Source organism: Novipirellula sp. (genome assembly GCF_041583735.1).
Classification (GTDB): Bacteria; Planctomycetota; Planctomycetia; order Pirellulales; family Pirellulaceae; genus Novipirellula.
Genome location: NZ_JBFHFD010000034.1, coordinates 14,695 through 28,688, shown reverse-complemented (window position 1 = coordinate 28,688; position 13,994 = coordinate 14,695). Strand labels below are relative to the sequence as shown.

Annotated in this window: 11 protein-coding genes and 1 riboswitch; of the genes, 2 read left to right on the top strand and 9 right to left on the bottom strand. The window is 55.2% G+C overall.

Annotated elements, in window-relative coordinates; translation table 11 throughout:
* The coding region (locus tag ABX962_RS04880) for a M17 family metallopeptidase (RefSeq protein WP_372717157.1) at positions 1-716 on the top strand (716 nt) is incomplete at its 5' end.
* A gap of 30 nt (positions 717-746) precedes the next feature.
* Here ABX962_RS04880 and ABX962_RS04875 read toward each other — a convergent pair.
* The 5 genes from ABX962_RS04875 to ABX962_RS04855 form a co-directional block, all read right to left on the bottom strand.
* On the bottom strand, positions 747-1,967 hold the full coding sequence (locus ABX962_RS04875; RefSeq protein ID WP_372717155.1) for an AAA family ATPase: 1,221 nt from the start codon (positions 1,965-1,967) through the stop codon (positions 747-749).
* Positions 1,968-2,074: 107 nt separating this feature from the next.
* Complete coding sequence (locus ABX962_RS04870; protein ID WP_372717153.1) at positions 2,075-3,526, bottom strand: type II and III secretion system protein family protein; 1,452 nt, start codon at positions 3,524-3,526, stop codon at positions 2,075-2,077.
* A gap of 329 nt (positions 3,527-3,855) precedes the next feature.
* Entirely contained in the window at positions 3,856-4,953 is a 1,098-nt protein-coding gene (gene cpaB, locus ABX962_RS04865) for a Flp pilus assembly protein CpaB (protein ID WP_372717151.1), read from the bottom strand.
* A 327-nt stretch (positions 4,954-5,280) separates the two neighbouring features.
* Positions 5,281-5,838: a prepilin peptidase gene (locus tag ABX962_RS04860; RefSeq protein ID WP_372717149.1), complete on the bottom strand. Its 558-nt coding sequence runs from the start codon at positions 5,836-5,838 to the stop codon at positions 5,281-5,283.
* A gap of 443 nt (positions 5,839-6,281) precedes the next feature.
* Positions 6,282-6,470 carry a Flp family type IVb pilin gene (locus ABX962_RS04855; RefSeq protein WP_040771246.1) on the bottom strand — a complete coding sequence of 63 codons (189 nt, stop codon included), beginning with the start codon at positions 6,468-6,470 and terminating at the stop codon, positions 6,282-6,284.
* Positions 6,471-6,651: 181 nt separating this feature from the next.
* Positions 6,652-6,766: riboswitch (cyclic di-GMP riboswitch) on the bottom strand.
* A gap of 371 nt (positions 6,767-7,137) precedes the next feature.
* Here ABX962_RS04855 and ABX962_RS04850 point away from each other — a divergent pair.
* Complete coding sequence (locus ABX962_RS04850) at positions 7,138-7,506, top strand: Hpt domain-containing protein (RefSeq protein WP_372717147.1); 369 nt, start codon at positions 7,138-7,140, stop codon at positions 7,504-7,506.
* 76 nt (positions 7,507-7,582) lie between these two features.
* Here the strand turns inward: ABX962_RS04850 and ABX962_RS04845 are convergent, their stop codons facing one another.
* From ABX962_RS04845 to lepB, 4 genes are read right to left on the bottom strand one after another with little or no spacing between them, the layout of a single operon-like run.
* Complete coding sequence (locus ABX962_RS04845; RefSeq protein ID WP_372717145.1) at positions 7,583-8,464, bottom strand: hypothetical protein; 882 nt, start codon at positions 8,462-8,464, stop codon at positions 7,583-7,585.
* Positions 8,465-8,521: 57 nt separating this feature from the next.
* Positions 8,522-10,573 carry a thioredoxin domain-containing protein gene (locus ABX962_RS04840; protein ID WP_372717144.1) on the bottom strand — a complete coding sequence of 684 codons (2,052 nt, stop codon included), beginning with the start codon at positions 10,571-10,573 and terminating at the stop codon, positions 8,522-8,524.
* A 47-nt stretch (positions 10,574-10,620) separates the two neighbouring features.
* Positions 10,621-11,502, bottom strand: coding sequence for an LPS export ABC transporter ATP-binding protein (lptB, locus tag ABX962_RS04835; protein ID WP_372717142.1), 882 nt, complete (start codon positions 11,500-11,502; stop codon positions 10,621-10,623).
* Positions 11,503-11,548: 46 nt separating this feature from the next.
* Complete coding sequence (gene lepB, locus ABX962_RS04830; protein WP_372717140.1) at positions 11,549-13,612, bottom strand: signal peptidase I; 2,064 nt, start codon at positions 13,610-13,612, stop codon at positions 11,549-11,551.
* Positions 13,613-13,994: the final 382 nt, after the last annotated feature.

The window sequence follows — 13,994 nt, the reverse complement described above, 5'->3', positions numbered from 1 at the left end:
TTGCCATCGTGGGTAAAGGGGTCACGTTTGATAGTGGCGGTTTGTCGATCAAACCCAGCGACGGCATGGTCGACATGAAATGCGACATGGCCGGCGCCGCGACGGTGCTTGGCGTGATGCAAGCGGTCGCTCAGCTCGGAGTCAAACGAAATGTGATCGGCGTTTGCGGATTGGCTGAAAACATGATCAGCGGCACCAGCTACAAACTGGGGGATGTGATCAAGACCCGTAACGGCAAAACGATCGAGATCCTGAACACCGATGCCGAAGGCCGCGTGGTGTTGGCTGACACACTTGATGTGACTCGCGAAAACGCTCCTGCCAGCATCGTTGACTTGGCCACGTTGACCGGCGCGTGCATGGTCGCTTTGGGAATGGAGGTCGCCGGATTGATGACGAACGATCAACCCCTGTGTGATGCGGTTTCGCAAGCGGCGAAGACCGAGGGCGAACCAGTTTGGCAATTGCCCATGTTCGACCTGTACGATGAAAAGGTCAAGAGCAAGGTTGCCGACATCAAGAACGTGGGCGAAGGTCGCTGGGGAGGTGCCATTACGGCGGCCAAATTCCTCGAGAACTTTGTGGGCGATACCCCTTGGGTTCACATCGACATTGCAGGCCCCGCGTTTGTTGATTCGCCCAAACCGCACCGCGATGCGGGTGCCACCGGGGTGATGGTTCGCACCCTTGTCAATTGGATCGAATCCCAAGCGTAGCGGGGATCAACGCCCCGGCCACGTCGAAAGCTACGTCTTGGCAGCCCCGGGCCAGAATTTCTTCCACTTGTTGGCGGCTGGTTTCTCGGCAACCTCTTTCTCTTGGGCCGGAGCATGCGTTTTGCTGTCGAGCTTTGCCGCCAGATCTCGGATCGACTGAGTGATCGCGGCCTTGGGCGCCTGGATGATCAAGGGCACTCCGTTATTACGGACTTCGACCATCGTGCGATAGTCGTTTGGCAACAACGCAAAGATCTCGCGACCGAGCGTCTCTTTGGCCTTCTTCAGACTGATTTGTCCCGAGTCCAAACCCGCACGGTTGACGATAATTTCAACCTTGTCCTGCAAGTTGTCCATTTCTTCAAAACTCATCATCAAACGAACGACATTCCGCAAACACGGCAAGTCGAGCTGAGTGACGAGAACGATTCGGCTGGCACACTGCATCGCGGCAATGTCGACTTGGCTGTACGTCTTCGAGAGATCGATCACCAGGTGAGTGAACGAGGCCTTCAGCAGCCCGATGACTTTGCGGATGCTGTCGCCGTTGATTGACTCGGTGTCATGAAGTTCGACCGGTCGAGGCAACAAGTACAATCCGCTGCTATGTTTTGTTAACGAACGTTTCAGCAGCTGAATGTCCAAGCGAGCGATGTTCTGAACAACGTCGGCAAGAGTGTAGTCGGGGATCGAGTCCAAAAAGACATCCGCGTCTCCTAGCGCGAGATCGAGATCGACCAGTGCGACGCTGTTTTGAGGATCGGCTGCTAACACACACCCGAGATTCACTGCGGTGCTTGTTGTGCCGACACCACCGGTAGCTCCGGCAACCGCGATCACTTCACACGGCCGGCTGCCACCTTCGTTGGCTCCGAACTTTTGCTGGCTGATGCGATCCAGCGTGCTGCTGAGTTCTTCTTTTGTGAGCGGCAGCGTCAGAAATTCTTTCGCACCAGCGCGAATCGTACGAAGGATCAAATGCCCATCGGTGCTTTCGCTGACAGCCAGCAGCGACGTCTCGGGCGCCGAGGTCGAAAGCCGCTGGATCAATTCGATCGCTTTGTCGGGATTGGCATCAAGTGCGACAACTCCCGCGTCTGGATTGGTTTGCTCGACGACATCAGGGTAGAACTCATAACGAGAGCAATCTGCCTCAAGCCACACCGTGTCCATCCCCACGAGCATCCCCTTAAGCTGATTGCGGGATGTATCATTTGGATCAACAAGGGCAATTCTTAGAACATTACTCATAACGACCTATCCACTGACATGAATTCATTCTGAATTTCTTACCGCGACTGAATTGTCGCTCGATCGATTTCGCGGTGCTCTAACGCGACCACCGTGATAGCGTTGCTTTAATTTTGTGGCGACACGACGGTTACGCCATCACCGATGACGGTTGGGGTTGCCCCGGGCACAATCGCCCCCTCAGGCAAACCAGGATGACGCAAGATTTCCTGGTCGAATTGGTGCGAAGTTCCACCGAGAACTTGTCCGCCGTACGATGGGTCAATGCTAAAGCCCTGGACGTCGTTACAGGCGTTGATCTCGTCGCCGCAGTTGTCACCCTTTAAGTTCGGCACTTCCAAGAAACCTCGCAAGTAGAACTCTTTGTCGTTAGGCGAACCCGAGTTCAAACCAGGACCGCCCGTGGGTGCTTCACATGGATCCATCGCGGCGACTACTTCCGGAGTCACGGTGACAAGCAGTTCGATATCGTTGCGACGTTCGTTGATGCGGCGAAAGAATGTTCCGATGTAAGGCAGTTCACCGAAGAACGGAGTGGAGCGACGAGTCGCCTCGGTACGTGTTTGCAACAAGCCGGCCAAGGCAAACGTTTGTCCGGCTTGCAGCTCGACCGCTGTTTCGACATAGCGATGCGTGAACGCAAACACCTGGGTGGATTCGTTGATGATCGAACGCGAGGGGTCCACTTCGCTGACCTCGGGACGAACTTCCAAGCGAATTCGCCCCGGTCCGACCACAAACGGCAAGAAGTCGACCGAGGTTCCGTACTCTTCGTAACGGACCGATACCGCACCGTTGCCCGAGGGAACAATGTAGGGCACCTTACCACCAACGATAAAACGAGCAGGGCGTCCGTGGGTGGCCACCACCGTGGGTTCCGCCAACAGTTTGACCAAGTCATCTTGGCGAAGGGCTTTGATCAGTGCACTAAAGTCGCCGGTCAACACGCTCGCATTGGCTTGGTCACCCGCGTGGATCACCCCGCCCGAGATCGTACTCGCCGAGGCGTTGATCAGTCCACCGGGGGCGTTAACGAACAGGTTTCCCGAATCAAGGATCGCCAAGTCAATTCCGAGATCACGGAACTTGGTACGTGAAATCTCCATGATCTTGGTATGCAGCAGGACTTGCTGCACGCCAACGACTTTGATGTTGTTGACCACGGTCGAATAGAACTGTTCGACAATCGCGACGGCACGGTCAACGTCATCGACGCTGGTGACCGTTCCTGAAATGATGGCACTGTCATTGATCGGCATGACTTTGAGCGATGCAAATGGCAACTGGGAACTTAAAATCCCCTCGACCTCGCGAGCGTCGGCAAGCACAGTCACGTCGACAGTATAGAGTTTGTCGTTGGTATCCCAAAGATTCAACTGAGTCGTTCCGGGGACCTTCGCGAAAATCTGAATCTGATTCTGTGAAACCGGAGTCGCTCCGATTACTTCCTCGTTATGCACTTGGAATTTAGGAATGCGATCTTCCAATGTCAAAATGCGACTGCTTTTGACCAGCATCTCGAAACGTTCAACCGTCTGAGAAATACTATGGGACGCCATCGATTGGTTCGATGTCAACTGAACCGGTCCGTCTGCTTTTGCAACAGACCCGGGGCCAGCTAAGACAAGACCCATCATCAGCATCAGAGATGCGGTGGACTTGGTTGTCCAACAGTTCATTTCCATCGCGAAAGCATCCTTGCGAAGGCCTGGTGATTGGCGAAGCCAACTATGATTTGAAAAAGCATCTGTGCTTTGGACAATCAATTCAGGCAGTAATAAGTAACAAGTTCTCTGGTAAAGAGTTTTTTAAAACACGCTTATCGAGAGGTCGTTTGGTTTCAGGTGAAAGAATACCTTCGATGCCACGACGTCTCGCTATCATAGTACTAGTAATCCGAAGCCGAACTGCCACGTTCGCCCTGAGGTTGAAAGAACGGACTGTCGGCTCCGTTAAGGTGGCTGTAGTCGCCGGGGCCACCGGCAGGAGCGTTCCCTTCGCTGTGAGACGAATCTTCCTGCATGCCCGCCTCTGCTTCCGTGGTCTCTTGCCCGCTGGTGTCGGTAGGACCGGTGTCGCTCATCACGACGGGAACTTCAGTCGGTGCGATCCAGTACTCAATCATGCGGCCTTCGACCATTTTGAGCATCTTGAATCCCTCTTTTCGTTTTTTCGGTGCTGCCGCCGCTGCAGTGGCGGCTGCGGCTGCGGGGGCCACCACGGGCGTCGCCACAGGTTGACGCATCTCTTCGCGGCGACGGTCCTGCGCGGTTTGGTAGTCGGCAAGCCATTTCAAGAATGAACTGGCAGCGGGACTTGGCCCCTCATCGGTTGCGGGCTCCTCGTAATCGCCTGGGTTGCCAAGACTTAAACGAATCTTTCCTAATTCGTTGGCATAGGTCCATGCATCGACGTCGTCGCTGCGAATGGACAACTGAATCGTGCGTGCCGTGGTCGGCTTTGCGTCCCCTTCGAGACGATCGGTATTACCATCAATCGCAAACACACGAACACCGGTCAAAACCGTCTTGGTCATGGTGCGAGGAATCAATTCGCTTTTGGTAAAGAACGCCATCACGTTCACGCGGTCACCGGGTTGAACCAAATTCGAGATGCTGTTCTCGGCGTCCGCTCGCATTGCCACCACGCTGTACCCCTTAGGTGCAGTCGCCGTGTTGGTGTCCATCAACTTGACCGGCATGACAGGTTCGCCCGCATAAAATTTCTGGCGTGCGAATTTGCCATCGAGCATGCCGAGGTCGCCCACGGATCCTTCGGGGATACGATCGGCGGGCCATGGCTCGAGCCGAATTTTGTCGCCCGTGATCTGCTCGCCAATATCGATCGCTTTGGCTGCGACGAAAATGTCGACGGTCGGTGCGGCTTCACTCGTCGTGCCGCGAGCCTGCATCCATTGGCTAATGCCAACCGCTGCAATGGTACCGCAAACGCAAGCTAGAAGCAGAATGAGTGATTTGTTTCGCATGGCTAATCAGACGTGCCTGAATAGGAGCTGCTGTTTGGCAGAACGGTTATACAAGGGTCGAATCCGGCTTAGTCCGTATGTTCCGACTCACATGGGTTTTCGGTTTTGCAAGAGCGATCGCTGCAACCGATACCAGGGGGCTATTACGACCACTAGATTTAGAAAAGTCAACGCAAACTACCTGAGTTCACACTTGGCAGTTTGTAACGTCGGTTTGGGAATTTTTTGAAAGAGGATGAGGGGACGAATCGGGGGAAAAACGGGTTTGGACACAAAAAAAGAAGGGAGCGCAATTTGCGCTCCCTCCCCATTGGCTAGCATTTTTTCTTAAACCAACAAACCGGCGATTGCAAAGTACGCGATCGAACCGATGGCCATTGGAATGCCGTAGGGCAACAGTTTCATGGTCGGTTTTCGCTCGCGAGCGATCTCGGCAAGTTTCGAAGGGTTACGCACCGTCTTCCATTCTTCGAGAATCTGACGAGCCATCGCATAATGTTTGAACCAGTTGCCACTTGCCATGATCATGAAGGCAGCCATCACGCCCCCCACAATCGCGGTGTAGGCGAAAGCCCACAGCGTGATCACGGTCCCGAGCCACGCGCCGACTCCGGCGAGCAGTTTAACGTCACCGGCGCCCATACCGCCAACATTGCGGAGCACGAGCAGCAACATCATGCCGACGAAGGTTCCTAGCAAGCTGTAGCCCAGCCCCGCGAAGCCGGCCGTGATCGTCCAGTAGCCCCAGCCGCTAATGATGAAGGGAAAGGTCAACCAGTTAGGCACCTTCAAAATGGCGCCGTCGATAACCGCAGCAACGACGAGCACGATCGTGACAAACCAGACGATCCAGTGGTCAACGACTGAGTGAAACAAAGTATCCATGAGTCTATCCCCGTAAAGTGTTTTATGAGTAAGCTTTTTCGGCCGCATGGAACGCGGGGTGATGGCCTGCTTCTGGCCTCACCCTCGGTTCGATTGCAAAGCAGTTGTTTCGTTAGCGAGGGCCAATCAACCAACTAAACATCGCGAACAGAAGCGTGACCAGACAACAAGAAAGCTGCCAGGCATACGCAGCCGCATCGGCGGGAATCAGTGGGTAGTTCATCGGTTATTAAGCCTCCCGAATGGGTCGGGGTAGCGAACGAAAAAAGTTGGATTGGGCGTAGACTTTAGGAGACGTGGCCCTTTGAAACGGTTACGAACGTGTTTCGCAACTCGCTGAGTTTCCACAAGCAGGAATCGACGCAGCCAGCACAGACCGCAAACATGCGATCTGTGCCGGACAATGCGACGAATAGATTTAGCCGAACGAGTTCGGCGATCGACTAGGATCCACCGCCACCGGAGATGGCCTTGCCGACGGCGTCGAACTTGGTGTTCGCAGCGGTTCCGATCGAACCGACCGAAACCAAACAAACGACGATGATCAAAGCCAACATAACGGCGTACTCAACCGCAGTTGGTCCGTCTTCTTCTTTCAGGAAGTTTACGATGCTGGTAGCGAAATTCTTCATGTCTCTCTCCTCGCGAGTGAGATGTGAATCATCGTTAACAGATGACTCACGACGATGCTTAAATACGAACACATTCGACGTGAATGCGTTCAACGTAAGGGCAGCCTCGTCTCCGACTTTCGTCTGACGTGCCTTGGTGCACCGAATGTCGAGAGAGCAAGCTCTCGAGCAATCGATTTTCCGTGGCAACCTGGCAATCCTGAAGCAGTACATTGGCTCGATAATCGATCCGCCGCACGACTCACGGACCCGTGGTTTTGCGCCCCGCCCTCTCGAACGGTTTGCCTTTGTCACGGAGCAAGGCCGACCAGATCTGATGACTTGCACACACATGCAAACCTTCATCCTGGCAGCGAACCAACTTTGATTCGCTCACTCTTTACACTTTGAAAGTACGATACGATTCGACCGAGTCAAAAAAGTCCGATCACCGAAGCCCTAACGATTGCATAAAACTGCCAAACAAACCGATCGTAACGAATATGCAGCCAACCACCCCCCGATTTGCGTTCTCGCGGGAAGCCCCCCAACCGCCTCCGCTGCAACCGACACGGTGCGGTGCGGCGGCGGCATCAATGGTAAGATGTACCGTGGCAATCGTTGGCGAGCGTCGTCGCGGCCGAGCCAAAGCGAACATCGAATCCACTCTTTGCGGAGATTCCCACCTATGGACGAATCACAATCACCGTCACACGATTGGCGGGCCCAACTAAGCGGACACGCCGGCGATCACAAAGAAACATTGATTGCGATCAGCGATGCGTTTCTTGAAGAGGTGCCGATGCTGATCGGCCGAATTCGCACGGCGACACAATCAGCCGACTCGCGAACCTTGCGAACCGCAGCCCATACGCTGAAGTCCTGTTTTCGCTACGTCGCCAGCGATGATGACGTCGCCGCCGCCGCCGAGGTCGAGCGAAACGCCGATTCTCCCGACCAGATCACGCCGCAACAGATCGATCATCTTGATCAATTGGCCAAAAAATGGTGCCAATGCGTGGCACAGCTGAAAGCGGAAACCGCCGACTCAATGTAGCCGACTCGATGTTGCAGCGGCCCCCCGCAACAAACCGTGACGGCTCGGCGAACGTGACTCAGCGAACGTGACTCGCCTAACGCGACTGAACCGCGTGGGCCGTGGCTAAGGTATTGGATTGAATATCCAAAAACAACTTAATCACCTCCGAAGCCGCCAGCAAGGTTGCCGACCAGACCGCCGAGGCAATCAAAATCGGGACGGCGGTAAGCAGCCCGGTCACCAATCCCATCATCCCCTCTTGGGTCATTCCGATCACGGGAACCACCAGCGTGTAAAGGATCGCCAAACCAAGAATCAGACAGGCTAATCCGAAATACAGCTTCCGGATCAGCTCTAACATCGGATACTTGCGTTCCTGAGGCAAATTCGATGGCGTCCCCCCGCTGCGGATCATCGGTTGCGATGCCGTGTACGGATTCACTGGCGGTGTCGCTGATCCGGATCCTGCAGCAGCGTCCTCGTCGGGTTCTGCGGACAATTCGTCGGCGGCAAACTCCGGTACTGCAGTCGTCCCGCTCGTCTGGGCTGCCTCTTTGCGTGTTTCGAATTTCGGAAGCGAACTGGCCGCCGGATTCTCGCCTGGTACGACAATGTTCGGCGGCGTGTCGGTGGACGACGATGGCGTTGTGGGAAGCCCGGCGATCGAGTCAGCCTTGTCGGTCACGATCGAAGGAGTGGGCGTTTTTTTCGCCGCCAAGCCACTGAAATCAGGCACATCCCCCTGCCAACGTGGCGGTAGTTGCTTATCCCCTTTGACTGCCGGAATCCCAGCGGGATCGTGTTCTGTTGAATCGGTTTTCGGCGTGGCGACTTTCGGCGTGGCGGTTTTCGGCGGTGCCATCACATCGCAAGCCGATTTGCACTTCGGACATTTTACTTGGCGTCCGATCGCGGCCGACTTAACGCGGAAACTTTGCCCGCACTTACAAACGACGGTGATGACTTCGGCACTCATAATGACCTGCGGGAAACGGGTATCGCATTGCTGTTTCTGCGCCCCCATTGTATCCCGTTACGAAGTCGTCTGCTGAAGCAGCACTCCGATTTCGTCACCGATCAGTGGTTGATCGCAGCTGAAATTCTGACATCGATAGAGTGTTGGCTTTCCATCGATCACTTCGCGAGCATGGTTCAGCGAGGCGACGGGGCCGGACTCCGGAGCCTGGCCAATCACCCATGACAACGTGGCATGTGGACGGTAGCGGCTAAGAAACCGTGTCCGCCAAGCGACCATCGTTTCCCGATCCGGGACTGCAAGCACCCATTGTTCGTGATCGTGTAACAAACGATCAAGCGACGACAATAATGCTCCACAAGCAGCCGCCTGGGTCTGCAAGAGAGGCCCCGCCAATTGCAGTGTCCGCACCGCTGCGTCGCGATAAGCATCCACGCCGGTCAATCGCGACAGCTTCAATAGAGCCATCGTCGCCGACGCATTCCCGCTAACCAAACTGCCGTCATGCCAATCTTTGGTGCGAGTGATCAACGCCTCGGCATCATCGGACGTGTAGAAAAAACCACCGACGTCGGGATCTTCAAAGTGAGTGATCATCGTCTCCGCTAACTGGCTGGCCCGGCCGACCCAGCGGGCTTGGCCCGTCGCTTCGAATAATGCCAAGAAGGCTTCGGCCGTGTATGCATAATCGTCCACATACGCAGCGAGATGGGCTTGGCCTTGTCGATACGCATGATACAAACGCCCCGTTTCGGACGTCATTTTGTCGAGCATGAAGGTTGCCGAATGTTCGGCGATTTCAATGTAATCGGGGCGATCTAGCACGCCTCCTGCGATCGCAAAAGCCCGAATCGCTAGGGCGTTCCAGCCGGCCAGAATCTTGTCATCGCGTCCGGGACGCACTCGCTTGCAACGCTGTTCACGCAATCGTTCGCGATCGACCGCCAACTCCGCAGCTAAACCTGGCATCGCCAATTCGCTCGCCCAATCCGCAATCGATTTTTGCAAACGGGGGATGTTCTTGCCTTCAAAATTCCCCAATTCGGTGATGTCGTAAATCTGACAGAACCGCCCGCCGCGTTCGCTTCCCAGCGCCGCGATCACTTCGTCCACCGTCCAAACGTAATACTTTCCTTCGACTCCTTCGCTATCAGCATCCTCGCTGCAGTGAAAACCTCCGCCGGGATCGCACATCTCGCGGGCAAGATAGTCAAGGATTTCCTTCGCCACGTCCGCATGCCGCTCGTGTCCGGTCACCTGAAACGCGCGAACGTAAACCGCAGCGAGGAGTGCGTTGTCGTACAACATTTTCTCGAAGTGCGGCACCAACCAATGGGCATCGACGCTGTAGCGAGCAAACCCGCCGCCAATGTGATCTCGAATTCCACCATCGGCCATCGCGTCGAGCGTTAACTCGGATGCGTTGATAAGTTCTTCTTCCCCGCTCGTTTGACCACGACACAGCAGCAGTTCAAGATCAGTGGCGTGTGGAAATTTCGGCGCCGGACCAAACCCGCCGCGTTCTCGATCGAGGACGTCCAGCAGATGATTCGTTGCATCACGGATCACCGCATCTTCGGGCAGAGATGCAGCGGGTTCGCTAACGCCGAGCGCCAATTGACCGAGCGACGATGTGATTTGAGCTGCATGAGCCTCGACTTCGCTGCGCCGGTTCTGCCAAGCATCTGCCAATGCATCAAGGATTTGAGAAAACCCCGGCATGCCCCGCTGAGCTGATGGAGGCCAATACGTACCGGCATAAAAGGGTTGTTTCTCGTGATTGAGAAACACACTCATCGGCCAACCGCCGCGGCCCGTCATCAGCTGCAGCGAGTTCATATAGATTTGATCGATGTCGGGTCGTTCTTCGCGATCGACTTTGATCGAAACAAAATACTTGTTCAAAAACTCGGCAATCGCGGCGTTCTCGAAACTCTCATGTTCCATCACGTGGCACCAATGGCATGCCGCGTACCCGACCGACAAGAACACAGGCAAATCCGATTGGCGTGCCTGCTCAAACGCTTCCTCACCCCAAGGATACCAATCCACCGGGTTGTTCTGGTGCTGAAGCAAGTAGGGACTTAACGAGGCGGAAAGACGATTCACGATTTAGTGCACCCTATGCTTGATGGGAGAAGCGTTGTCCGCGTTGCCTAAACGTCAGTCACCGAGCGAGAGGGTTTGCGAGTTCGTTCAGCGGACGGACGGAAATGGGGACGTGGCATGGGCGGATACTCCGGGTCATCGGCGGCTTGCCCGGCCATTGCAGCCCGCTGCAGTGGACTTTTCGCGGCCGCATCCAAATCGCCCAAGTATTCTTCACGAACCTTGGGGTGTTCCTTGACTTCGTCAGGACTTCCATCGATCAACACCTGACCTTGATAGATCACATAGCAGCGATCCACCGTGCCCAAAATTTCGCGTGCCGCGTGGTCGGTAATCAAGACACTGATCCCACTATCACGCAGCTGCTTGATCACACTTTGAATCGACTGGACGGTGACTGGGTCGATCCCCGCAAACGGTTCATCGAGCATCACGATCTTGGGATCGGACACCAGGCAACGGGCGATTTCTAATCGGCGTCGCTCTCCACCACTGAGCCCTGCAGCTCTACTTTTGCGGATGTGGGTAATATTGAATTCTTCGAGCAATTGCTGCGTGCGGTGCTTACGCCCCGCGCGATCCATGCCCAACAATTCCAGCAACGCCGAAATGTTCTGCTCGACGGTTAATTTTTTGAACACGCTCGGTTCCTGCGGCAAGTATCCCATGTGGCCGTCACGCGCCCGCCGGAACATCGGCCAATCGGTCACATCGGTGCCATCCAGAAAAACGCTGCCGCGATCGGGCTGGACCATCCCACAAATCATGCGGAAACTGGTTGATTTCCCCGCCCCGTTCGGTCCGAGCAGACCGACGATTTCGGCCTTGTCGACGTGCAGGTTCACACCGTCAACGACGCGGCGGCGACCATAGGTTTTCTGCAAATCGACGGCTTGCAGTATCGGTCGATTTTCGGAATGTGCATCCATGCTGTTTCTGCTTTTGCAAAAGGAAGGGGTGCGGAGAAGCGTCAATCTAACGGATCAACTTCATGCGTCGAAAATTAGGAGTAAATGGAACCGGCGAATTCCACGAATGAGGCCAGAACACCAACAATGCCTTGCCTACCAACAGATCACGGGGAACGAAATCAGCGCGGGCCCAAGCATCCGCTTCGGCAGTCATTCCCGGACGCAGTTTGGTGCCCGCCCAACAACGTGCATCCAAACTTTCGGGACTGTTGTCGCCCATTGGAAAGAATTGATCTTCCTCGAGCCGAAAATTGACACTGCGACGTGTCTGCCAGCCTTCGAAATCGGACCACTGCTCGGGCTCGGCCATTACCTGTTGAAATTCAACCATCAACCGCCGCATCAATTCCTGATTGCGAAAACTGAAGCGTCCATTGGTCAAGTCGCCCAACTCTTCGATGTCGTAATCGTACATTCCGGCATCCGAAAACTTGGTAGCGATGTAATACTTGTCACGATCGATACGCAAATGGTGAACGGTGCTGGTTCCGCCACGCACCCCGACGCCTGCCGGTGCGGCATCGAGCGGTTTGCCGGCGTCAACGTAATACGGATGATTCTCGGCGTCCGATAGAAACGTCCGAGCATCATAAGTCGTGGGGGCATCAAACTCGACAACCGAATCATCCACCCATAACACGATTTGATCGTCACAATTACTCATTCGCACACGGTGTCGCGAACCGGCCGTAACGGTCGTTTGCGCTGTCGGATGCGGATTACTTTTTTCGCCGTTTGCACTGAACGCACGCGAGTCATCATCACCAATGCTCAGCACCGCAACGCCCGTGGTCAAATCGATGGTACAGCGATAAGGAACCCCGGCTTCGACGAGTTCGAAGACCACTTCTTTACTTTCGGAAGATGTCTCTACATCGGTTTCGAGAATGAGATCGCCCACCCAATGGACGCCATCGCGTGACAAGTCACTCGATCCGTACGTGGCTCGTCCTTGAAACTGCTCAGGCCCCTCGCCCGATTGGAAAGAGGGGCTAAAGGTTCCCGACGAATAACCACCGTTAAGCATACGCGTGATTCGTGAAAACCAGCCCGACCGAGTCGGCAACAAAGTGGGACGTTCGTCGTACACGCGATCCGCGTCCACGGTGACGTAAGACCCGTAGGCGTAGAAGTCGGTGATCAAGCGGCTCGAATAGGGATCGACGTTAGCAAGCGACAGTCCCTTCGAGGCAAGATCCCATTGTTGTTCGTCGGGCCAGCGATGGTAATAACGCAACCAATGCATCCGAGCCGCCGCTTCCGAGGAAAGCGATGCCGTCAACCCGTCGGCGTCCCGCTGCACCTGCCATGAATCGGTCGGTGGCGAGGTGGCACCGTCGGTCCAGGGTTGCCAGCGGCTTGGATAGTTCGCTGCGATCAAATCGGGCGATTGAAATGCCGTATCATAAACGAGTTGGCTCATCGCCAGCAGTTTGTCGGCAGGTTTGCGAATGATCTGGTCAGCACCACCCTCGTCCTCCAGCGGACGTCGGTAAACGTCACCGTGATGGATTCTCAGCGTCTCGCCTGGCAAGCCGACCAGTCGCTTGATGTAATTTTGCTTTGGATTCCCGGGAAACTTAAACACGATCACGTCCCAACGCTCGGGTTCGCTGAGCGTGTAGGCGAACTTGCTGACCAAGATTCGGTCGCCGTTGAAGGTTTCGTCATCCGAGTTGCCTGCCAGATCCATCGGATTGACGTGCCGGCAATTTGGACAGATCCCAGCGACCACCACTTCGTCGGTCGAAGCACCGCGGCGCTCCAGACTCGCACCGACTTGGAATAGATTCCCACAGCGGTCGCAGGTCAGGTCCTTGTGAGCCCCCATCAACGTGGGAGCCATCGAGCCGGTCGGAATCACGAAGGCTTCGGCCAAAAAGGCCCGAAACAGCAACGCCAAGATAAATGCGACCACAAACGCCTCGACCGTTTCGCGTTGGCCAGACATGCGAAACGCTTCAGCACGGATTTCTGCGGGATCACGAGAATCGACCTTCGCCGCGGATTCGTTTCCCGAAGCGGATTCGTTTCCTGAGGACGGGGCTTTCTTGTTTTTTGATTTCATCAATGATTTACAACGGAGAGGCACAACAGAATCGGGAATCAGCCCAATCATTGTGGAAAATTGCCAGGCTTCGGCATAGTAGCGGTTTTACGAGAGCTGCGGAACTTCGATTTCATTCGCTGCCACCCCCGCAAATATTGGCAGGAAGGTTTCAAATTGCAGCCAACCATCCCCCACTTTCAGCAGAAAACCCCGTTTTCCCCCGGTTTGCTAGCTCAAATAGCGGTCAACTCACGGCGCGGGGGGGCCTCCCCGCGGGAGGGAAAACATTTCGTTGCGGCTGCGGTGCCACGCTTTCACAATGCACAAAAACATCAATTGCTCTAGAATAACGACGCAATCTTTATGCCGTGCTTGTCATCGTTTTCCGGAGAATCCGCAT

What these genes read in the sequence shown, in the direction of transcription:
- ABX962_RS04875 (WP_372717155.1), bottom strand. Translation starts at nt 1,967, where the DNA reads ATGAGTAATGTTCTAAGAATTGCCCTTGTTGATCCAAATGATACATCC.
- ABX962_RS04870 (WP_372717153.1), bottom strand. Translation starts at nt 3,526, where the DNA reads ATGGCGTCCCATAGTATTTCTCAGACGGTTGAACGTTTCGAGATGCTG.
- cpaB (WP_372717151.1), bottom strand. Translation starts at nt 4,953, where the DNA reads ATGCGAAACAAATCACTCATTCTGCTTCTAGCTTGCGTTTGCGGTACC.
- ABX962_RS04860 (WP_372717149.1), bottom strand. Translation starts at nt 5,838, where the DNA reads ATGGATACTTTGTTTCACTCAGTCGTTGACCACTGGATCGTCTGGTTT.
- ABX962_RS04855 (WP_040771246.1), bottom strand. Translation starts at nt 6,470, where the DNA reads ATGAAGAATTTCGCTACCAGCATCGTAAACTTCCTGAAAGAAGAAGAC.
- ABX962_RS04850 (WP_372717147.1), top strand. Translation starts at nt 7,138, where the DNA reads ATGGACGAATCACAATCACCGTCACACGATTGGCGGGCCCAACTAAGC.
- ABX962_RS04845 (WP_372717145.1), bottom strand. Translation starts at nt 8,464, where the DNA reads ATGAGTGCCGAAGTCATCACCGTCGTTTGTAAGTGCGGGCAAAGTTTC.
- lptB (WP_372717142.1), bottom strand. Translation starts at nt 11,502, where the DNA reads ATGGATGCACATTCCGAAAATCGACCGATACTGCAAGCCGTCGATTTG.
- lepB (WP_372717140.1), bottom strand. Translation starts at nt 13,612, where the DNA reads ATGAAATCAAAAAACAAGAAAGCCCCGTCCTCAGGAAACGAATCCGCT.